The organism is Palaeococcus sp. (in: euryarchaeotes) (assembly GCF_053987695.1).
On record NZ_JBMXHE010000064.1, the window covers coordinates 1 to 21,753 of the forward strand.

A 21,753-nucleotide genomic window follows, 5' to 3' on the forward strand; every position below is an offset into this window, starting at 1 on the left:
AGAATGAGTTTGCAATGCTCGATATAGAAAAATACGTGGATGAAATAGTTTTCACCACAGACGATGGGAGCTTAGGCATTAAAGGCTTCCCAACGGACGTTCTAGCGGAGAGAAAGGACGAGTTTGAGCAGGTCTATACGTGCGGGCCAGAAATAATGATGGCAAAGGTTTTGGAAATCATGGACTTCAAGAACGTCCAAGTTTCGGCGGAGCGCTACATGAAGTGCGGCATTGGTGTTTGTGGCTCTTGTGCTCTTGGAAAGTACTTGGTGTGCAAGGACGGGCCTGTTTTTTATGGAGAGGAGCTTAAGGAGACAGAGTTAGGGAAGTTCAAGAGACTGCCTGATGGGAGAATTGCCACATTTTAATCATTTTTGCTCCATCACATTTTGATACTGTCAGGATAAGGTTTCTGATATGATTTGGGAACTATCTTGGTATAGCTTTAAAAAGTCTGGAGTGTCAGTTTGTAAGGGGTTGCTATGGGGCTTGAGGAAATTGTGGAGTCTTTGGGAGGGGAGATTATTAACGTGGGAAAACCTGTGAAGACTGTGACCCAGGCTGTGAAGGCTACAAAAGCCTCTCCAAGGCAGATAATAAAATCCATCGTGCTGATATCTGAAAAAGGGCCAATACTAGCAATAGTGGATGGTGAATCAAAAGTTAGCCTTGAAAAAATTAAGCAGCACTTTGGAGAAGTTAGGTTAGCCACTCCGGAAGAAGTTAAGGAGGTAACCGGTTTTGAAGTTGGGGGAGTTTCCCCCGTGGGAATTGAGATTAAAACAATTGTGGATCCTAGGGTTCTTGAAAATGAGTTTGTGATTGGTGGGGGTGGAAGAATAGACAAACTCTGCAAACTTAGTCCAAAAAAGATAGTCGAGTATCAGAAAGCCGAAATAATTGAGATTAGAGAATAATCACGGCAATGTGTCAGAAACTTAAACTTAACTTTCATTGCTTATCCTGACAGTATCTCACATTTTTAACCCCTTTCACCGACGGCCATTGGGTGAGATGTATGAAGTACTCATGGGAAGAATTTGCGAGAAAAATGGGCATGGAGCCCCAGATTCTGGAAAATAAGGAGGCACGCTCATTAAAAAAGTTCGTGGATGAATTGCAACCACCAACACACTGCCAGGGGTGTCAGGGGCTTGATTTGAACATAGAAAATCCAGTCCATCATCCCTCTTATGAGCTCACACCGGCGTGCAATCATGACTGCATCTTCTGTTACTCAAACGTCGCCCTGAAGATGGGAAAGGTGCCAAAACCGGGATACTATGGGTGGGAGAATCCTCATGCAATTACGGTTTCTCAATATGGCGAACCCCTAATTTCACCGAGAATAGTCGAAGTCAATAAAATGCTCCGGGAGAAATTCCCCAATGCACGCTTAGACCTTCAAACAAACGGTTCTCTATTAACGGAGGAGCTGTGGAGAAAGCTTGACTTTGACCTAGTAATGATTAGTTTGGATGCCGCTTCAAGAGAAAAGCATAGGATGATAACCAAGGCGGACACCTTTGAAAATGTCATTAACGCTCTTAAAATAGTTGGCGCCGATAAATCCGTCCGCTCCGTCGTAAGAACTATTTTCATGCCCGGCATTAATGATGGGGATATCCCGAGGATAGCCGAGCTTGCAGCCTCGCTGGGCATAGATGAGATGATGCTACAGCCGCTTACAATTCACAGACTCAATGAGGAGCGATTAAAAAAAGCGGGGCTTGACTTTGAAAGGGCTGAAAGCGTGAAGGAGTATCTGAAGGTGGCCGTGGAAGCTAAAAAACACATAGATGTCCGCATAAGCGGCTGTCAGCTGGCCATATATAAGACACTCGATGCAATTACCCTCTACGGTGCAAACAGAGTTGCCAGGGATGTTGCACCCCTTGTGAAGAGGAAAAGAACATCTTTTTAAACCTCTCCTCATTTCTACCTACATGCTCAGATGTTCACTCTGCATCCACGATGAAAGAACAGGAAAAATAGATATAGTGGATGGAAAACCCCTCTGCCGGGAGTGTCAGGATTTTCTAGCTCATCCTCCAAATAAAGGGAAAATAAGGAAAGAGCTAGATGATTTAATGAATGAGGTGGATAGGGCAATCCTCGGCTTTTCTGGAGGCAAGGATAGTTCGGTCGCATTATATCTGGCAAAGGAGAAATATCAGGTGGATGTCGAAGCTGTTATGATAGATAACGGATTTATTGCAAAGGAAGCCATAGAGAACGCCAGAAGGGTGGCGGAATACCTGAATGTCCCATTAACCATACTCCGCTATGACTACTCCGACATCTTCAGAACTGCCCTCCTAAAGGCACAATCACCATGCAGGGCATGCTCGAAGAGAACCATGGAAAAGCTCCGCAAATATGCACTCAAAAAGGGCATCAGGTACATTTTAACGGGACATGAAATACCCTTTGGACACCACCCATACAGGCATCTTAAGGGAGGGATACTTCAGATAAGACTCCTAACTCTCATGAACGAAGAAGAGCGCTTTAGAATTTTAAGGAAGCTCCCATTTAAGTTCCCGGAACTACATGGATATACCACGAATTGCCTCATAATAGGAGCCGCATTGGAGAGATACTATGAGAGAAGGGGCTACAGCTTTGAAACGCGAAGAATTGCCGCTCTGGTGAGATATGGACTTATGGACAGAAAAAGGGCATTGGAGAAGGTCAAAAAGCCAGAGATTCCAGGGGAAATGAAGCTCATGGTTTACGAAAAACTTGGAATAAAAGAAGAAATGATCAAATAAGTGACTTAAGCTCTTCAAGCGCGATTTTAAGAATCTCTTCTGGTGTGGCTTTAAACCCTCCACCTTTAGCGAGGTTATCGCTTCCTCCCCCACCGCCGCCGGTTCTTTCAAGAACTCTTCTCAAAAGCTCCTTCATGGAGATTCCTTCAATACCCTCATTCTTTGCAAAAAGGACATAATTCTCTCCAGCAATGAGAGCTATTGTGCCCGGATTTTTCTCCACGAGATATATTGCAAATGCTTGAGCATCCTTCATATTCACGTCTTCTATATGAGAAACCACTTTTATACCTTTAACTTCGGGAGCTTCTCTTAAAAGAGTTCTAGCCTTCCACTCCCATAGCTCCAGCCTTAAAGCCTTCTTCTCCCCTTCAAGAGATTCCTTCTCACTTTTAAGCTCCTTCACACGTTCCACGAGGGGTCTGTTCTTATTGGGCATCTCATCCAGAGAATGCCAGTAGTCCCTTAAAATCTTCTCGAGCTGTATCAATGCCCTGTAGCCGCATGCGAACTCTATTCTCCAGATATTTCTGCTTTTCCTGTAAAAATTGAGGACTTTAATAAATCCCACTTCACCGGTTCTCCTTACGTGGGTGCCTCCGCAGGGGATAACATCAACTCCCGGAATCTCAACTATTCTTATCCTCCCTTTTACTTTATCGGGAAGGGGCTTTCTAGGGATCATCTCCTCGGGAAGTTTATCATAGAAAGAGGTTTTCACACCCAAATCCGCCCACACTATTTCATTTGCCTCGAGCTCCGCCGCAAGCACGTGTTCCCATGTTAATTCACCATCAAAGTTTATCTCTATTTTATTGTACTCTGGGAAAATCTGAAAGCCTGTAGTATCACTATCATACATATCCTTAAGTACTGCTGAGAGAATGTGTTGGCCCGTGTGTTGCCTCATATTTTCATATCTCCACTCCCAATCGAGCTCCAAAAGCACTTCTTCATCGATTTCTGGTTTCCTCCCCGTTAACAGCCCTTCATGCCAAATTTCTTCCTCTCCATAGACTTTTTCAACTTCAATCCTAAAGCCTTCTCCTTTGATCACTCCTTTATCGGATGGCTGTCCTCCCCCTTCGGGATAAAAAATAGTCCTATCGAGCTTTACCCGGATTCTTTTCCCATTTACTTCAACCGCTTCAACTTTTGCAGCCACCTCCTTGAGGTAGGCATCATCGTAAAAGAGCTTAATAGTCATTGCACTCACCCAAAAAATAGTTGACTCTAAAAGTTAAAAAGATAGCTCAGGTGTGGCTACTTTCTTCACCGCTCCGCCCGGTGACAGCTCATCATCGCCAGAATTATTTAGAGAGAATATTTAAATACCTTTCAGAAAATTTTAATTGAGCGATGATGATTGATGGGCGAACGGAAAGATGAAGAAGGAAAGGTGATCTCTGAGCTACTTGTTCATCATTAGCCTAATCCTTTCCGCCGAATCCTTCGCTTTGTCCGATATGTTGCTCAAAGTTCTCGCAATGTTTAAAATGTACATTCCCATCCCCCAGCTTATCTCTTCTTCATGCTCAAATACATACTGCATGAGCTTCGTATCAAAATCATCTATTCTGTTCTCAACGCTCTCAATTGCTTTTACTATTTCATACTCCTTTTTAATCTCCGTTTCACTGAATCCGCTTTCAATGACGATATCCATCTGAACTATTGCATCGTATACAAGCTTGGCTGCTTTGATACTTTCTCCCGCCATCTCCGATATGCACTTCTTAACTTCCATTGGAATGCCATCCGGCTTTTTTACCAAGAGCCACTTTGCAGTATCCTCCGCAGCATCAGCTATCTTATCCTGCATATGGAGATAACGCAGGATATCACCCCTATTGACGGGCATGAATAGTTTTGAGCTCAGGCTATCCCTTATTTCCTCCTTTATCCTGTCGGCAAAGTCCTCAAGATCGTCTACCTTCCTTGCGTATTCTCTCATGGTCTCGTATTCTCCTCTCTCCCAGAGTTCAATGGCTTTTTCCAATGTCTCAACCGTCTGGATAACAACTTCCGCATGCTTTATGAGCGGTTTAAAGGGACTCTTCGCGAAGAGTTTGCTCCAAACCTGCATTGTTTTTCACCCCAATACCATTAGTATCTTAAACACAATTCCCCCGATTATAGCTGCTACAGGCACGGTGACAAACCATGATATGACTATATCCTTAACGATGTCTTTGTTTATTGCTTTTACTCCCCTTGCCAGTCCCACACCTATAACAGCCCCTACAACTGTGTGTGTGGTTGAAACTGGAAGTCCCAACCAAGAGGCTATTAAAACCACCGTTGCAGCGGAGAAATCTATGCTAAATCCTCTGGTGTTTGTGAGTTCCGTTATCTTTTTTCCAACAGTTTCCATAACTCTGTATCCATATGTCGCAACTCCAACAGCTATTCCCAAACCACCCATTGCTAAAATCCATTTTGGAACAGGAACTTTCATCCCCGCCAAACCCATAGTTGCTACTGCATAAACAGCCGCAACAGGTCCTATTGCATTTGCAACATCATTTGCACCATGGGAAAGGGCAACATAAGCAGAGGTTAGCACCTGAACTTTTCTAAATATTGCTTCAGCCCCCCAATATGGATCTGTTGCTTCGAAGTTTCTCCTCAGAAGTGCAAAGCTTATCAAAAAAGCTCCAATTCCAGCCGCCACCCCATATTTGCTCACTGCAATAAAGAGGGAATTTCCATGCATGACTTTTATATAAAACATTGAGCCCATAACGACAAATGCAAGCCCTATCCACACAGGCGCCCATTTTTTGGCGCTCTCTATTGGATCCTTTTGCTGGAGTATGGTTTTGGAGACAAGTTTTATGACGAAAAATGCCATTATTGCTCCAAATATCGGAGATAAAATCCAGCTCAAAACGACCTGAGTTAATTTTCCCCAGTTAACAATTGAAGTCCCAGCATATATTATACCGTAACCCACAATACCACCAATAATTGAGTGGGTGGTTGAAACAGGAAGCCCAAACTTCGTGGCTATCAAGAGCCAAAGCGCCGCAGCCAATAAAGCTGCTATTGAGCCATAGATGAGCACATTTGGATCTGTGATTTGAGATGAATCAATTATTCCCTTTCTTATCGTCTCCGTGACGCTCTTCCCAAAGAAGTAAGCACCTGTAAACTCAAGAACACCGGCTATCAAAACCGCCTGCTTTGGAGTTATTGCTCCGGCACCCACCGCCGTGCTCATTGAATTTGCAGTATCATTAGCTCCAATTGCCCATGCCATGAAGAGACCGACCACTATGGTTATGAAGAGCCATGGATCTGCCAGCATTCACACCACCGTACTCCCCTTTAGCAATATAAATAAATAGTTTGCCGCAGTAGACTATACGGACATGCATAGAAATATATAGGCTATATATCCAGGGCATGATTTTATGGGGAAAGAATTTTAAACACTTTAAAAGAGAGTGGCTTAGGTGGTAAAGAGTGAATGTGAATAACAAGATAACTATCATGACCTACGCCCTTGGCTCTGTTGCGGGAGTATTGAGCGGACTTGCCGGAAAGAATGTTATGGCGGGAGCAGTTCTCGGAATTGTGGTTTACATGATCATGCCGAAAATTATACTAAATGTCATAAAAGAGCTCCCGGATGAGATGAGTGAGGAAAGGCTCATCTGGAAGAGAAGCCTCTGGAGCTTTTTGCTCTTCTGGTTCTACTTCTGGGTGCTGACATACAACCTCGTGGTGGGCTTTGAGCCAAAGTTCTACAATCCCGAGAAGTCGCTCCTCTATCAGATGATCCAGAACATGACGGGGTGAAAAGATGGAAGAGCTCAAGAAAATGGTGGCAAGGGAGGCTCTAAAGTTCGTGGAAGATGGGATGGTTGTTGGACTAGGTACCGGTTCAACCACTGCCCATTTTATTCGCCTTCTTGGGAAGCTTGTAATGGAGGAAGAGCTGGAGGTGTACGGTGTCCCAACTTCCCACCAAGCCAAATTTTTAGCCATAGAAAGCGGCATACCAATAGTCAGCCTAGATGAGGTGGATGCAATAGACATTGCCGTTGATGGTACTGATGAGGTGGATCCACAGCTCAATTTAATAAAAGGGCGTGGTGCTGCCTTAACCATGGAAAAGATCATTGATTACAGGGCGGGAACCTTCATAGTACTCGCAGATGAAAGCAAGCTTGTTGATTACCTAGGGCAAAAGATGCCGGTCCCGATAGAGGTCATTCCTGCCGCATGGAGGGCAATAGCTGAAGAGATAGAAGTTTTCAATGCAAGCGCTGAGCTTAGATTGGGCTCCAAGAAGGACGGGCCTGTCATAACGGACAATGGAAACTTCATACTCGATGCAAAATTTGAGAGAATAGAGGATCCCTTGGATATGGAGATAGAGCTAAACAACATTCCGGGCGTAGTTGAAAATGGAATATTCTCCGATATAGCGGACATAGTCCTCGTGGCAACGAAAGAGGGGGTCAAAAAACTGGAAAGGTAGCAAAACTTTTATAAGTTTCGGGAGAATCTAAAGATAAAGGTAGGTGATAATATGGCAAGGCAAAAGAGCACCCTTCCGCCAACAGGCGCTGGTTTGATGAGGTTCTTTGATGAGGATACTCCAGGAATAAAAGTAAGTCCCAAAGGGGCGATAGCCATAGTGCTGATATTCGTTGCAATAGAAATTCTGCTCCATGCGTTTGGAACACAGATATTCGGCTGATTTTTTAATTTAAACTTAAACTTTAAATTTAAGGCGCTGTTAGGATAAGGATAATTCTTTTGATAATGCTAGTAAAAGAGGATAAAATCATACCATTGCCAAGCACGGTTACCATAACAATATCAAATTTCAAATTTAAAAAAGAAATCACAGGAGGCTCTTCTTTAAACCTCTTGCATTGAGCTCTTCATTTACTATACTTCTGACCGCTTCTTCAAGGTATCCCGTCGTTAGCTTTTCCACATTTGATTTTATTGCATCTATATCATGCCTCAGCCCTTCCAGGAGCTTTATGTACTCCCGGGCCATTTCAAGCTGCCCTTCCTGCTTTATGAGCTGCTCCTTCAGGTGCTCAAAATCCTCCTTCAAAACCTGATATCTCCTTAATTCCCGCTCCAGCTCACTCACCTGCTTTGAAAGTATTGTGTTTTCCTCTTTTAGCTGCTGAATTACCTTTTCCTTCGATTCAAGCTCCTTTGTGAGTATGGAGTACTCATTTGAAACCTGAACCAGACGCTCTATCTCCTTTACGGGGGGAACTTTTCCACCCCCGATTATAATCGCATCATTTCCAACGCTGACTATATCCTCCGGCGCAATTCTTGTCTTTTTCTCCGTAGAAAACATTCCCGGGTGGAATTCCCCTGTTTTTCCAACGTTCTCAAGTGCCTTTACCTTCATGATGAAATAGAATTTATCCTCCTGCACTTCCACGGTTATCCCCGTCACAAAGCCCAAAATCTTGCCATCCACCAGAGATATCAAAAATTTATTGACCAGCAGATTTTCCTGAGATGTCTCCACCATAACCTTCACCACAACGTTTTTGATGTTAACATTTAATGGGTTCAAAGTAAAAAACCTTTCGCAGAGATTTTAGATGCCGTTGGGTTCGTAAGGATGGGTGGATTTAAGAGTAATTGGGCTTTTTAATGCCCCAATCAACGGGTTAATACACTATTTATGGAACCACCCAGCATCATCAGACTTTAAAAGAGTAAAGACATACCTGCATTTGGTGAGGGAATATGATAATTTTTGTAGGGCGATCGAATGTCGGGAAGAGCACGCTCATATTCGGATTAACCGGAAAAGCGGTTAAAAGGGGGAAGAGACCCGGAGTTACCAGAAAACCTGTCGAAGTCAGGTGGAGAAACAAGAGGATCGTTGACATGCCTGGTTTTGGATTCATGAGCGGAGTTTCGAAAGAAGTCCAAGAGAGAGTTAAAAGGGAGATAGTCCGGTTTATAGAAGAAAATACGGAAGAGATAGAGCTTGCGGTTCTCGTGATAGATGGAAAGAGCACGCTGGAGATAATTGAGAGATGGGAGAAGAGGGGGGAAATACCAATAGATGTGGAGTTCTTTCAGTTCTTAAGAGAGCTCGGGATTCCCACGATAGTTGCTGTTAACAAGCTGGATAAGATGAAAAATGTCAACGCCACGATGAACCGAATTGTATGGAAATTTGGATTAAACGGGGATTGGGAAGATTATAAAGACCTCTTCGTACCTGTTTCCGCAAAGTTTGGAACAAATCTTCCAGAACTCATGAAAAGAATACTCGAGCGCACATATCAAAAAAGAAAGAATAAAGAATAAAACTCAATCCTCTATTCCCTTCTCAGTTATCTTGAATGTCGCTTCTCCTTCCGGAAGATGAGGCGAGTCTATCAAACGTGCAATCCTCTTCCCCGCCTTCCCCTTCCTTAGATAAACCCTAACAGTCGCCGAATGAGCCAATATATGTCCACCTATTGGCCTCGTTGGATCCCCAAAGAATGCATCTGGTTTTGCTTGAACCTGATTGGTCACAAAGACCGCGAGATCATATAAATTGGCTATGCGGTGGAGATCTGAGAGATGCTTCCCAAGCTTCTGCTGCCTTTCGGCGAGGGAGCCCCTGCCTATGTACTCGCTCCTAAAATGAGCCATGAGGGAATCGACGACTACCAGACCAATACCGTGCTCCTTAATGAGCTCTTCTGCTTTTTGAACGAGCAACATCTGATGGTTTGAGTTAAAAGCCCTGGAGACAAATATATTTTTCAAAACCTTTTCCGGATCCAGACCTCTCAATTCGGCAATTTGCTTTATTCTCTCGGGTCTGAAGGTGTTTTCCGTATCTATGTATATGGCGCCCTTTCCAAGACCTCCCTCCTCCGGGAGCAGCTGCACATTTACACAGAGCTGATGTGCTAATTGAGTTTTTCCACTCCCGAATTGACCAAAAACTTCTGTGAGAGCCTGAGTTTCAATACCTCCCCCCAAAAGTTTATCAAGCGCCTTGCTGCCTGTAGTTATCCTCCCTATCGTCTGGCGCTTTCTATAATACTCATCCGCGGTAACAAATGTTCCAATGTTTGCCGCTTCTCTGGCAGCCTGAATTATCTTTAAAGCGGCTCCTTCACTTAGACCGGCAACTTCCTTAAGTTCCAGCGGAGAGGCGACAGCTATTGCCTCGATGGCATCATAACCCGCTTCCCTAAGCTTTTCAGCGGTTGCGGGTCCGACACCCGGAAGATCCTCAAGTGATTCTACCTTCTTTCCCTTGGATTTCTTTGCTTTAACAACTTCAGCTACAACAATATCTTCCAGGTTGGATTCCTCCTCAATCGGAACTTCCTCAAACTCTTCGAGCTCTTTAATATCATCAGATTTCTTTTTTCTCGCCATTTCTTATCACCCATGAGCCTGACATCAAATAAGTTGAAGGGCATAAAGAATTATATACTTTTCCCCCAATGGGATATAAAGGGATTAACTAAGCCAAAACGAAAAATAGCTCCATCGATGGCACGGTTAATGGTCTCCTTGCCCGTAAACCTGTCTCATCACGATTAGCTTTGCACCCTCAGGTATGATCTCATTTAAAGGGGGCATCAACCTTATCTCCTCGGAAACATAGCCGAGCAGGAAATATCCCTTTGAGTACATCTGCTCAAAGGCTTCCCTATAGGAAGCTCCTGTGAGGTGAGGGAACTCCAAAATTGTTATATCATAGTTTCCGGAGGAAGTCGTGATATCCTCTATAACATCCACAACCTCCGGTTCAAAGATGGCACTTGCGAGCAATCTGCCAGCCAAGGTTCTGCTTGTAATCACCCTATCAGCACCTGCCTGCTTAATTAGATCAACGCTCTCATGACCCAGCACTTCCACAAAGACCTTTGCCTTTGATAATTTCTTTATCATCAATGTAACAAAAACAGATCTCGAATCATCTTCAAGTGCGAGGATTACATGCGAAGCACGATCAACACGGGCTCTCTTCAGGGTTTCAATGTTTGTTGGATCTCCTATGAGCACCTCAACATCTCCCGGCATCGGAAGCTTTTTCTTCTCTTCCTCATCGGGTAGAATAACAACAATGGGCTTATTCTCAGCCTGGCCCCCGTTAATGGCATCCTTAAGCTCCAGAACACAACTTAAAACACTCCCATTTCGCCCGATAACAACGTAATGCCCTTTGAACTTTACTTTCTGCATCCCCATCATCCTCCTCAATGAAGATGAAATAAAATATTCCGCCAAAATCGAAACCAGAGCGGTGAAAGTGGATATGCCCGCCACGGCAGCAATCATTGCTACAATCCTACCCCCAAAAGTTTGAGGTGTTATGTCTCCATAACCTATGGTGGCCATTGTTATTATTGCCCAATAGAAAGCAGATACAAAATCTTTCTCTTCAAAGTACATAAAAAGCAGCGAAAACACCAACGCAAGCCCCAAAACTGCCCCTGCAAGCATTATAACTCTGCTCTTTCTTAGCTTCACCCTAATCTTAAGTAGCCTTCGAACCAATGAGATTGGGATCATATTTCCATCTTACATAATACTTCTTAAAAACATATAGGGTTACCATCACTTCCACCCGCGGGAATCCTACGTACATGTTAAAACTCCATAAAAACCGAGGTTTCAAAAAATTGGGGGTTAAAATGGGAGTTTTCCAGTGGAAATCATACTGGTCAAAAATGTGTAGTTTAATTTCGACTTGAATCATCACTACAAACACCAACCCCCCAGAGTTATATTTCCACTGGAACTGGGTTATGCAGCCTTGATTTATTTCATCCCAAAATATTTGTAAAGTCGTATTTATAAACCAGTTTATATTTATCAATGTATTTTTGTTCAGAATATCGGGGACCAACTTTAAAAGTCTTTGGATTTTTATCATTTAATTTATTAAGATATTGAACATTGTTCATAGTAAAGTATATATACTATAAAGCGTAGAGATAACGGGAGTGTTTAAATCAAAACAAACAACAAACCCGGTGTTCTCCCTTGGTTCCAGTGGAAATCAAGGGGTGGGGGGTATATCGATTGTTTAACTTATATCTGGAATGTTAACAATATTGTTTTCAGAGATGTTCATTTTTGTGCTCCAATGGACATGCATTTGTGTACAGAAATATTCATTTTGTTTTCACAGGAAATGTCCCCTTGTGTGCTTCTGTTCCTTTTCAATGGTAAAGAGACAATGAACATTTATGTTCGTCCCGGAGCATCGTTTCCAGTGCAGATTTGGAAATTCCTATAAACAATGAAGGTGGAGTTAATGTGGTGGTATATTTGAAAGAGAACGTTCTTGAATGGTTGAAAGCGGGTAGCGATGACGCTACGGACATTGTGGATCTCCCATGGAGCATAAAAGAGATAAAAGAAAATTACTATGTTGCAGAACACCCGAAGATGCCCTTTTTACTCAACGTTGTCTTCTCGGATAACTTTGTTTACCTAATAATTTCCACTGGAATTGAAACCGCTTCGCTGGAGTCACAGGAACGCCTAAAGATGTATCGGATTTTACTTCTTTTAAATGAGAAGATAAATCTACTGAAGTTCACTCTGTCTGGGATGAATGAGGAGATAGTTATTCGTGTTGATCTGGATAGGAAGAGCCTTGGGAAGGGCGAATTTAACGATGCGTTGACAGCGCTTTTGATAGGATTAAATGAAATGGTTTCTGCACTTAATATTGAGAAAGAATTCCAGGAAGCTGTTTTTGAGAGGATCGCCCTTATGGTCTTGGATCGGCTTTCAAAAGGTGCATCCAATGAGGATATACTATTATTTCTTGTAAAAAAGGTAGGTCTGAGCAGGGAAGATGCAAAAGCACTGCTGGATGAAATCCTCAAATCTCAAAAACGACCGGAAAAAGGCGTCAGCATGGATTATATATGAATCTTCTCTACATTCTTTGCAGCAACTTTTCTCTCCCTTTCTCAAAGTATTTACAAGAACTTGACCAATAAAACATATAAACCTTGAGAGCCATCATTACTATTGCTTCCTGTGTTTCCTGTGCTTCGGGTGGAGCCCGTTATAAAATGAATGATAACTGATAATAATGGAACAGATGGTCAATAAAATCATCAGAATATGGACGTAAAGTGATAAGAAGTCACTAAAATTGAGAATGTCTTTAAAAACAATAGGCTTGATTTCCAGTGGAGGTGTGGTGATGGGAGAAGAGCAGAGGTATCTGGACTCACTTTTTGAAAAATATCTCAATGCAAAGAGGATATTCAAAAATAAAGAGGTTCTCAGGCATAGCTATACTCCAAAGGAGCTCCCCCACAGGAGGGAGCAAATAGAAACATTGGCTCATATACTTGTGCCCGTCCTCAAAGGCGAGACTCCTTCAAACATATTCGTTTATGGGAAAACGGGGACCGGAAAAACCGTCACAATAAAATTCATAACCGAGGAGCTCAAAAAGGCTTCCATAAAGTATTCCGTTCCGGTTGATGTCATATATCTCAATTGTGAGGTTGTTGACACTCAATATCGTGTTCTGGCAAATATTGTCAACTATTTCAAGCATGAAAGCGGTTTTGAAGTACCCTTGGTTGGCTGGCCAACGGATGAGGTTTATTCAAAGCTCAAGGAGATAATAGATGCCCGAGAGAGGTTTGTGATAATAATCCTGGACGAAATAGACAAGCTGATCAAAAAGAATGGCGATGATATACTGTACAATCTAACGCGTATAAATACGGAGCTTGAAAATGCACGGGTCAGCATAATTGGAATTTCAAATGATCTGAGGTTTAAGGAATATCTGGACGCGCGGGTTTTATCAAGTTTGAGTGAAGAGGAGGTGGTTTTCCCGCCCTACGATGCCTCCCAGCTGAGGGACATCTTAACTCAGAGAGCCATGAATGCCTTTAATGATGGGGTTCTCGATGCTGCAGTCATCCCGTTATGTGCTGCTCTAGCAGCCAAAGAGCACGGTGATGCAAGGAAGGCATTGGATTTGTTGAGGGTTAGCGGAGAGATAGCGGAGCGTGAGGGTGCGGATAAAGTCCTTGAGAGACATGTTAGGAAGGCTCAGGAAAAGATCGAGCACGATACCATGGAAGAGGTGATAAAAACCCTTCCCCTTCATTCGAAGCTCGTTCTCTACTCCATTGTGATCCTCGATGAGAACGGTTCTCTTCCGGCTAACACTGGGGAGGTTTATGTGGTTTACAAAGAAATATGTGAGGGTATGGATGTTGAACCTTTAACCCAGAGAAGGGTAAGTGATTTAATAAATGAGCTCGATATGCTTGGCATCATAAATGCCAAAGTCGTCAGCAAGGGGCGTTATGGAAGAACAAAAGAAATTCGCCTAAACATTCCGGCGATTAAAGTGAAAAGCATGTTTAGAAGAGATTACCACCTTCATCCAATCCTCTCCATAGATTTCCCGAGGCAGAAAAAATTATTTGAGGGCCTTTCCTAAATTGCGGGGGTTGCCTTATGAAGAACTTGGTCGAGGATCTGCTTAAGAATAACTATTTAATAACTCCAACTGCTTACTACGAGCTTGCTCCCCATTATGAGGGCGATGCCTTCTCCCTCGCAGAGCTGATAAAATTTGCCAAAGGGGAGTTTGACACTTTCATAATAGATGAGAAAGTTGTGAGTGCTTTTCTGAAGAGCAAAGGATTGGGTGTTCCACTCGAAAAAGAACTCCAACCACCCGAAGAACCACAGGAACTCATTGAAGAGAAGGCTGTGGAGAGCGAACCAAATGTCGAAGTAAGCACTGAACTTGGAGAAGAGGTTCAAAAACATGTGGAGATTAAAGCAATCCATGAAGAAAGCCACGAAACCCCTGGTGCTGCTGTGGAAGTCTCCGTGGATGAGTTCGGTAATGGGGAAAGCTCTATTTCCAATGGAGCATTCACATCAAATGGAAGCGACGAGGAGGAAAATGGGGTTTTGAGTAAATCTGCTTACAGCGAGTACGGTGTTTTAGTAACTCTTGAAGAGGAGCCACCGGAGGAGATTGGAAAGAAGAGCTACTCAGTTTATGAAGATTTTAAAGTGGTTCCGAGGGAGGGATTTGCCCCGAGGGCTGCAGGGATGGAATCCCATGCCAGAGTGCTGTTTGATGTTAAGGATGTGAAATTAACACCGCCAAAAGCCAAAAATGCCAATGGAAAGGAAGGGGAGATTGTAATTAAATCCTATAGCCTCCTGTTCAGGAGCAGATTGAGGAAAATGCGCAAGATAATCAGAAACACTCATGAACTCAGGGGTGTCGTGGATATAGGGAGGCTCGGGTATACCGGAGGTTACGATGATGAAATCGTGATAATAGGGCTCGTGAACTCAAAGCGGGAAACCAGAAAGGGCTTTATATTTGAAATTGAGGATGCGACAGGGGTTATTAAGGTTTTCATCGGAAGGGATAAGGAGGATTATAAAAAAGCCTTTGAAGTTCTTCCGGATAGTGTAATTGCCTTCAGCGGCGTATATTCAAAGAAGGGAATTTTCTTTGCAAACAGAATGTTCCTCCCCGATGTTCCCATTTACCGGAAGGAGAAACCACCGCTGGAGGAGAAAGTTTATGCTGCAGTCATAAGCGATATACACGTGGGAAGCGATAAGTTCTGTGAAAAAGCTTTTATGAAGTTCATGGAGTGGCTCAATGGGTATGTTGGCAGCAGGGAAGAGGAGGAAATCGTTGATCGCTTGAAATATTTGATAATCGCTGGAGACGTTGTAGATGGTGTTGGGATTTATCCCGGACAATACAACGAGCTTGAAATTCCCGATGTCTTTGATCAGTATGAAGCATTGGCAAATCTGCTCGACAATGTTCCAAAGCATATTCAAATGTTTATCGGGCCCGGAAATCACGATGCCGCAAGAACGGCACTTCCACAGCCGGGGTTCTACGATGAGTACGCATACCCCCTCTACAGGCTGAAAAATACCGTAATAATAAGCAACCCCGCCCTTCTTGATCTTCACGGCAGGAAGTTTTTAATAGCCCACGGCAGGGGAATAGAGGATGTTGTAGGTAATGTTCCAAAGACGAGCCATCATGAACCTGCAAAGGCTATGGTGGAGCTCTTAAAACTCAGACATCTTGCCCCAACGTTTGGAGGGAAGGTGCCAATAGCTCCGGATCCGGAGGATTTGCTCGTGATAGAGGACGTTCCTGATTTTGTCCAGATGGGGCATGTTCATGTTCTCGATTACCGGATTTACAACGGAGTTTTTCTCCTTAACAGTGCAACATGGCAGGCTCAAACGGAGTTCCAGAAAATGGTCAATATAGTTCCCACACCTGCAAAGGTTCCGATAATAGATGTGGAAACCGCCCGTTTGAAGACGGTGATAGACTTCAGCAAATGGTGTGAGGTTTGAGGTGAGATTATGGAAATATACAGTGATGATATGAAATCCTATTTTGAAATGCTTCAGAGGGAGATTGATAAAGCCTATGAAGTGGCTAAAAAGGCGAGATCTCAAGGAAAAGACCCCATGATGGAGATAGAAGTTCCACAGGCAACAGATATGGCAGGACGTGTTGAAAGCCTTGTGGGACCAAAGGGTGTTGCCGAAAGGATCAGGGCTCTCGTAAAGGAATACGGGAAAGAGCTTGCATCACTCAAAATCGTTGACGAGATTATAGATGGAAAATTCGGCGATCTGGGTAGTGAAGAAGCGTTAGCCGAGCAGGCGGTTAGGACTTCACTGGCGGTTCTCACGGAGGGTATAGTTTCCGCTCCCCTTGAAGGAATAGCTTTTGTTAAAATAAGAGAGAATTTTGATGGGAGCAAGTACCTAGCGCTCTATTATGCAGGGCCGATCAGGAGCAGCGGCGGAACCGCCCAAGCTTTGAGCGTTTTGGTGGGAGATTATGTTAGAAAGAAACTTAACCTGGATAGGTACAAACCCGACAGAGATGAGATAGAGAGATACGTTGAAGAGGTCGATCTCTACCACAGAGCAGTATCCCGCCTTCAGTACCATCCAAGCGCGGATGAGGTTAGACTTGCTATCAAGAACATTCCCGTAGAGATAACGGGTGAAGCCACGGATCAGGTGGAAGTTAGCGGATATAGAAACCTTCCCAGGGTGGAGACAAATCAGCTCAGGGGGGGAGCTATTTTAGTTTTGGCTGAGGGTGTTCTCCAGAAAGCGAAGAAGCTCTTGAAGTACATAGATAAACTCGATGTGGAAGGGTGGGAGTGGCTCAGGGAATTTGTCGAAGCAAAGGAAAGCGGCAAAAAGGACGAATCAAATATTGCGGAAGAACGGGAGGAAATAACAGTTGAGGTGAGCCGAGGATTTTATTATGGGCTTTATGAGAGGTTTAGAGAAAAGATCGCCCCCAACAAGAAATACACCAAGGAAATCATCGGTGGAAGGCCCCTCTTTGCGGAGCCCTCAACCAATGGAGGTTTCCGTTTGAGATATGGGCGCTCCAGGACCAGCGGATTTGCAACATGGTCGATAAACCCCACCACCATGATTCTGGTAGACGAATTTCTGGCAGTTGGAACCCAGATGAAAACCGAGAGGCCGGGTAAGGGATGCATAGTTACACCTGCGACAACCTTGGAAGGTCCGATAGTGAAGCTCAAAGATGGAAGTGTCATTAGGGTGGATGACTATGAAAGGGCACTGGAAATTAAAAATGATGTCGTGGAGATCCTGTATCTCGGAGATGCCCTCGTGAACTTTGGCGATTTTGTTGAAAACAACCAAATCCTTTTGCCCGCAAACTATGCCGAGGAGTGGTGGATCCAGGAGTTTGTCAAAGCCCTTGAGGATATCTATGAAGTTGAGCTAAAGCCCTTTGAAGAAAATGATGAGGAGGCTCTGGAGGAAGCCGCGGATTACATTGAGTTGGATAAGGACTTTTTGAAATCTCTCCTTTACGATCCTTTGAGGGTTAAGCCAAAAATTGAAGAAGCGATGCATCTCTCAAGGGTTTTAAGGATTCCGCTCCATCCTTACTACACCCTCTACTGGAATACTATAACAGCTCAGGAGTTGATTCATCTTCAAGAGAGCCTCGTGAATGCTGAGATCGAATGGGGAAGCTTTAAGGGGATTAAATTTGCCAAGAGTGTTATTCTTAACGATTTTAGAATTAAAAGAACCCTCGAACTCCTGGGCTTGCCTCACAGGGTTGAAAATGGTATGATGCGTATCGAATATCCATGGAGTGCGGCTCTCCTAACCCCCCTGATGAATCTGGAGAAAAAGCTTGAGCACAAGGAATTCTACACCCCAATTGACATCATAAACGAAGTCAGCCCCATAAAGCTCCGGGATAGGGGGATAAGCTGGATTGGTGCTCGTATGGGAAGACCCGAGAAGGCTAAGGAACGTAAAATGAAACCCCCCGTCCACGTCCTCTTTCCCATAGGTTATGCCGGGGGAAGCTCTAGGGACATTTATAAGGCTTATGAATCAGGAAAGAGCACTACTGTCGAGATTGCTCACTTCAAATGCCCAAAATGCGGTCATGTTGACATATTCCCCAAGTGTCCGAAGTGTGGAAGCGAGACCAAAATCCTGTACACGTGCCCAAAATGCGGATACCAGTCTACGGATGAAAGGGTTTGTCCAAAGTGTGAGATTGAAATGAAGCCCTACAAAAAATATACTTTCAAAGTATCGGATTATCTGGTTCCGGCAATGAGGAACACGGGGGTGAATGTTCTTGATCGCCTTAAGGGCGTTCTTGGAATGAGTTCCGCATACAAGATGGCAGAGCCTCTTGAGAAGGGGATCTTAAGGGCTAAAAACGATGTCTATGTCTTTAAGGACGGCACCATTCGTTTTGACGCTACGGATGCTCCAATAACCCACTTCCGCCCCAGGGAGATAGGAACGAGCGTCGAAAAGCTGAGGGAACTTGGTTATACCCATGACTTTGAAGGGAAGCCCCTCATGAGCGAGGATCAGATACTTGAGCTCCGGGTTCAGGATGTTATACTTCCAAAGACTGCCGGCGAATACATGTTAAAGGTGGCCAACTTCATTGATGACCTTCTTGAGAAGTTTTACGGCCTTCCGAGGTTCTACAACGCTGAGAGGATGGAGGATCTGGTCGGGCACCTTGTTATCGGGCTTGCCCCCCACACATCCGCGGGAACCATTGGGCGGATTATAGGCTTCGTTGACGCTCTCGTTGGTTATGCTCATCCATACTATCATGCCGCCAAAAGACGCAACTGTGATGGCGACGAAGATGCGGTTATGCTCCTTTTGGATGCTCTCCTCAACTTCAGCAAATACTATCTCCCCGAAAAGCGCGGCGGAAAGATGGACGCTCCCCTCGTCGTTACCACACGTCTTGATCCGAGGGAAGTTGATAGTGAAGTCCATAACATGGATATTGTGCGCTATTACCCCTTGGAGTTCTATGAAGCAACCTATGAGCTCAAATCTCCAAAGGAAGTCAAAGTTATAGAGCGCGTTGAAGATAGGCTTGGAAAACCTGAGATGTATGAGGGTCTGAAGTTCACCCACGATTCCGACGATATAGCGCTGGGCCCCAAGCTTAGCATGTACAAACAGCTTGGCGATATGGAGGAGAAGGTCAGGCTCCAGCTCGAGGTTGCGAGGAAGATTAGAGCCGTTGACGAACACCATGTCGCCGAGACGATAATTAACTCTCATCTAATCCCTGATTTGAGGGGAAATTTGAGGAGCTTCACGAGACAGGAATTCCGTTGTGTCAAGTGTAACACGAAGTACAGACGTCCCCCATTAAGTGGAAAGTGCCCCAAGTGTGGTGGAAAAATAGTGCTCACAGTTTCAAAGGGTGCCGTTGAGAAATACCTGTCGACGGCAAAGATGCTCGTTACGGAGTTTAACGTGCTCGACTACACGAGACAGAGAATCTGCATAACGGAAAAGGATATAGAGAGCCTCTTTGAGAATGTATTTCCAAAGGTGCAGACGTTTCTGCCCGTTGCCACGTCGAAGGATGTATGTCAGAAGATGATACTTAAAAAGAGTGGCAAGCTCAGGGAGGAGCCCAAGGAGAAGGGGGGAAATGGGAAATCATGGAATCCATCCAAAGACTTTAAGAGGTACAGGAAGGCTGAGGAGAAAAAGAAGCCCAAAAAATCCGTTAGCCTTGATGATTTTTTCAAGTCTAAATAGCATCTCTTCCGAGGAGTCCGAGCTCCTCACCATCTTCCTTGACCTTTATCCTTCCAAAGCGGATTTCCTCCACTTGCCCAAGCTCTTCCTCTTTAAGGGGGGTTAAAATTTCTGCTTTTCTTTCCCTGAAGCTTATCCATTTCAAAATGCCCACACCTGGACAGAATCCCTCCCCGTCTATGAACCCAACGAGAAGGTTGCTGAACTTTTCAAAGTCAATTGCATGAATCATGTCCCTTCTCTGGCCGGGACCTCCCTTGACCACCACGTACTTATCGTTCTTCTCCCCATAGAGGATAACCCATCCAAAGAGCTTTCTCAGGAGCTCAATCTCCTCTTCTCCAAGCACTTTCCCCTTAAAGAGCCGTGTTCCCGAAATTCTGTAGTCATTGAGATTGATCGTGTAAATCTTTGAATTCTCAAAATATTTTTCCCATTTTTCCTGTCTTATCTTCTTTCTCTGCTTTAAATCGTATCTCTTAACTTTCTCGCTTATTTCAGCATTTATTATTTCGATTCTATCTTTGAACGGGGCTAAAATATTTTCGAGTTCTCCCTTTCTCTGAAGGGCTAAAATCAAATCCGGATGAATTGCCTCTATCTTCAGTCTTTTAAGCTCCTCTCCCGCGCCCCTCACATATCCAGTTAAGTCAACCACCACAATCTCGGCACGCCGGAGTGCGAGATCCACCAGCCGCTTGAGCCCAACGACGGCTTCCCCAAAGAACTGGTTTGGGGTCGTGCTTCCTATGAAGTAGCTCTTTTTTGGTGTTAACTCCGAAAATGAGCCAAATCTTCTTTCTGGGAATGCCAAGCTTATGGTTGCGGGGGGCAGTATGCTTTTCTGTCCAATATCCGCATCTATTATGGCAATCTTAAATTCATGCAGCAGATTGTTCGCCAAATATGCAACCAATGTGCTTTTCCCCGTGTCCACATCACCCATAACAAAAATTATTCTAGGTTTTTTTGTCTTAATACTCTCGATGATGTTGGCTCTGTCCTCTGGAACATCGCTTATGAATTTAGCCTTGTTCATGTTGTAAATTCAAAAGCAAAAAATATAAAAAGGTAACTCCAAAACTAGGCTACACTTAATGTATGTATGGACATTGGTGGGGGCTTAAGTTTGCAAAATGTTTGCAAATTGCTTCATTTACATACACCAAAAAATTTATTAATGTGTTCAACTTATAACCCAAATTGGTAAAGATAAAATTAATGTGTTTGGGGGTGGTATGTGTGGAACATTCACTAACCACAAGGCAGATTGAGCTTCTCAAGAAGCTCTATAGGGAAGGGAAGACAATTGAAGTACATACTGTAGAAAAAACCCAGGATGAGCTCTCAGGTGAGCTTGGAATAACCAGACAGGCACTGAGCAACCATTTAAAAGTCCTCAAGGAGTCCGGATATATAAGAACCGGGAGGGGATTTATAGACCTGACCGATAAAGCTCTCGAACTTTTGGGCGAAAAGAAAGGGGATGTTTTCATATTTGTTAGGATCGAACCAACCAAGAGAAAGCACGTTTATGATGCCATAAAGAAGCTCAAGCTCAAGAGAATACACAGGGTAACCGGCGATATAGATTTAATTGTTGAAGCCGATAAAACCAAACTGGACGAAATTTTGGAAGAAGTCGCTTCCTTAGATGGTGTCAAAGAAACCATAACCCATGTGGTTCTAGAAACATTGTGAGGGGGAAATTACTCCCCCAAGTATTTTCCGTATTTTGTGAGTGCTTTGATGGCGTCTACGCCGTCTTCTACGGTTTCGAAGACTGGTACTCCGGTTTTTTCTATTCTTCTAGCCATTTTTTCGGGGTATTCTCCTCCGGGAGCTACGA

Annotated in this window: 20 protein-coding genes; 13 read left to right on the top strand and 7 right to left on the bottom strand. The window is 43.9% G+C overall.

Annotated features, from left to right (window positions below; genetic code table 11):
• The 4 genes from ACXJGZ_RS05530 to ACXJGZ_RS05545 all read left to right on the top strand — a co-directional run.
• Positions 1-368: iron-sulfur cluster-binding protein (locus ACXJGZ_RS05530; RefSeq protein WP_456398522.1), on the top strand; the 368-nt coding region annotated here is incomplete at its 5' end.
• 114 nt (positions 369-482) lie between these two features.
• A complete protein-coding gene (locus tag ACXJGZ_RS05535; protein WP_456398524.1) occupies positions 483-917 on the top strand; it encodes an aminoacyl-tRNA deacylase in 435 nt (144 codons plus the stop codon).
• A 101-nt stretch (positions 918-1,018) separates the two neighbouring features.
• Positions 1,019-1,924 (top strand): radical SAM protein, encoded by a 906-nt coding sequence (locus ACXJGZ_RS05540; RefSeq protein WP_456398526.1) that lies wholly within the window; start codon positions 1,019-1,021, stop codon positions 1,922-1,924.
• Positions 1,925-1,946: 22 nt separating this feature from the next.
• Positions 1,947-2,774: a 7-cyano-7-deazaguanine synthase gene (locus ACXJGZ_RS05545; RefSeq protein WP_456398527.1), complete on the top strand. Its 828-nt coding sequence runs from the start codon at positions 1,947-1,949 to the stop codon at positions 2,772-2,774.
• On the opposite strand, the gene ACXJGZ_RS05550 is transcribed toward ACXJGZ_RS05545, so the two are convergent.
• The 3 genes from ACXJGZ_RS05550 to ACXJGZ_RS05560 form a co-directional block, all read right to left on the bottom strand.
• Positions 2,767-3,981, bottom strand: coding sequence for an alanyl-tRNA editing protein (locus ACXJGZ_RS05550; protein WP_456398528.1), 1,215 nt, complete (start codon positions 3,979-3,981; stop codon positions 2,767-2,769). The genes ACXJGZ_RS05545 and ACXJGZ_RS05550 overlap by 8 nt on opposite strands.
• Before the next feature lie 204 nt (positions 3,982-4,185).
• Positions 4,186-4,860 (bottom strand): TIGR00153 family protein, encoded by a 675-nt coding sequence (locus ACXJGZ_RS05555; RefSeq protein ID WP_293255437.1) that lies wholly within the window; start codon positions 4,858-4,860, stop codon positions 4,186-4,188.
• Positions 4,861-4,866: 6 nt separating this feature from the next.
• Positions 4,867-6,084, bottom strand: a complete 1,218-nt coding sequence (locus ACXJGZ_RS05560; protein ID WP_456321911.1) for an inorganic phosphate transporter — start codon at positions 6,082-6,084, stop codon at positions 4,867-4,869.
• A 158-nt stretch (positions 6,085-6,242) separates the two neighbouring features.
• On the opposite strand from ACXJGZ_RS05560, the gene ACXJGZ_RS05565 reads away from it, so the two are divergent.
• The 3 genes from ACXJGZ_RS05565 to ACXJGZ_RS05575 are packed head-to-tail and all read left to right on the top strand — an operon-like array spanning position 6,243 to position 7,485.
• Positions 6,243-6,578, top strand: coding sequence for a hypothetical protein (locus ACXJGZ_RS05565; RefSeq protein WP_293256899.1), 336 nt, complete (start codon positions 6,243-6,245; stop codon positions 6,576-6,578).
• A 4-nt stretch (positions 6,579-6,582) separates the two neighbouring features.
• Positions 6,583-7,263, top strand: a complete 681-nt coding sequence (gene rpiA / locus ACXJGZ_RS05570; RefSeq protein ID WP_293256902.1) for a ribose-5-phosphate isomerase RpiA — start codon at positions 6,583-6,585, stop codon at positions 7,261-7,263.
• A gap of 51 nt (positions 7,264-7,314) precedes the next feature.
• Positions 7,315-7,485 (top strand): preprotein translocase subunit Sec61beta, encoded by a 171-nt coding sequence (locus ACXJGZ_RS05575; protein ID WP_293256905.1) that lies wholly within the window; start codon positions 7,315-7,317, stop codon positions 7,483-7,485.
• 147 nt (positions 7,486-7,632) lie between these two features.
• Here ACXJGZ_RS05575 and ACXJGZ_RS05580 read toward each other — a convergent pair whose 3' ends face one another.
• Positions 7,633-8,292, bottom strand: a complete 660-nt coding sequence (locus ACXJGZ_RS05580; protein ID WP_293256913.1) for a hypothetical protein — start codon at positions 8,290-8,292, stop codon at positions 7,633-7,635.
• A 221-nt stretch (positions 8,293-8,513) separates the two neighbouring features.
• On the opposite strand from ACXJGZ_RS05580, the gene engB reads away from it, so the two are divergent.
• Positions 8,514-9,086, top strand: a complete 573-nt coding sequence (engB, locus tag ACXJGZ_RS05585) for a GTP-binding protein EngB (RefSeq protein WP_456326918.1) — start codon at positions 8,514-8,516, stop codon at positions 9,084-9,086.
• A 3-nt stretch (positions 9,087-9,089) separates the two neighbouring features.
• Here engB and radA read toward each other — a convergent pair whose 3' ends face one another.
• Both radA and ACXJGZ_RS05595 read right to left on the bottom strand, forming a co-directional pair.
• Positions 9,090-10,160 (bottom strand): DNA repair and recombination protein RadA, encoded by a 1,071-nt coding sequence (gene radA / locus ACXJGZ_RS05590; protein ID WP_456321377.1) that lies wholly within the window; start codon positions 10,158-10,160, stop codon positions 9,090-9,092.
• 126 nt (positions 10,161-10,286) lie between these two features.
• Positions 10,287-11,303 carry a potassium channel family protein gene (locus tag ACXJGZ_RS05595; protein ID WP_456398529.1) on the bottom strand — a complete coding sequence of 339 codons (1,017 nt, stop codon included), beginning with the start codon at positions 11,301-11,303 and terminating at the stop codon, positions 10,287-10,289.
• A 753-nt stretch (positions 11,304-12,056) separates the two neighbouring features.
• Between ACXJGZ_RS05595 and ACXJGZ_RS05600 the strand changes: the two genes are divergently transcribed.
• The 4 genes from ACXJGZ_RS05600 (at position 12,057) to ACXJGZ_RS05615 (ending at position 19,904) form a co-directional block, all read left to right on the top strand.
• Positions 12,057-12,677 carry a DUF8183 domain-containing protein gene (locus ACXJGZ_RS05600; protein WP_366515040.1) on the top strand — a complete coding sequence of 207 codons (621 nt, stop codon included), beginning with the start codon at positions 12,057-12,059 and terminating at the stop codon, positions 12,675-12,677.
• Positions 12,678-12,957: 280 nt separating this feature from the next.
• Positions 12,958-14,223, top strand: coding sequence for an ORC1-type DNA replication protein (locus tag ACXJGZ_RS05605; RefSeq protein ID WP_293253110.1), 1,266 nt, complete (start codon positions 12,958-12,960; stop codon positions 14,221-14,223).
• 17 nt (positions 14,224-14,240) lie between these two features.
• Positions 14,241-16,142 carry a DNA-directed DNA polymerase II small subunit gene (locus tag ACXJGZ_RS05610; protein WP_456321374.1) on the top strand — a complete coding sequence of 634 codons (1,902 nt, stop codon included), beginning with the start codon at positions 14,241-14,243 and terminating at the stop codon, positions 16,140-16,142.
• A gap of 9 nt (positions 16,143-16,151) precedes the next feature.
• Complete coding sequence (locus ACXJGZ_RS05615; protein WP_456398530.1) at positions 16,152-19,904, top strand: DNA polymerase II large subunit; 3,753 nt, start codon at positions 16,152-16,154, stop codon at positions 19,902-19,904.
• Here ACXJGZ_RS05615 and ACXJGZ_RS05620 read toward each other — a convergent pair.
• Positions 19,897-20,943: a Clp1/GlmU family protein gene (locus tag ACXJGZ_RS05620; RefSeq protein WP_456398531.1), complete on the bottom strand. Its 1,047-nt coding sequence runs from the start codon at positions 20,941-20,943 to the stop codon at positions 19,897-19,899. The two genes, ACXJGZ_RS05615 and ACXJGZ_RS05620, sit on opposite strands and share 8 nt — an antisense overlap.
• Before the next feature lie 203 nt (positions 20,944-21,146).
• On the opposite strand from ACXJGZ_RS05620, the gene ACXJGZ_RS05625 reads away from it, so the two are divergent.
• Positions 21,147-21,605 carry an Lrp/AsnC family transcriptional regulator gene (locus tag ACXJGZ_RS05625; protein ID WP_456321372.1) on the top strand — a complete coding sequence of 153 codons (459 nt, stop codon included), beginning with the start codon at positions 21,147-21,149 and terminating at the stop codon, positions 21,603-21,605.
• The last annotated feature ends 148 nt before the right edge of the window (positions 21,606-21,753 follow it).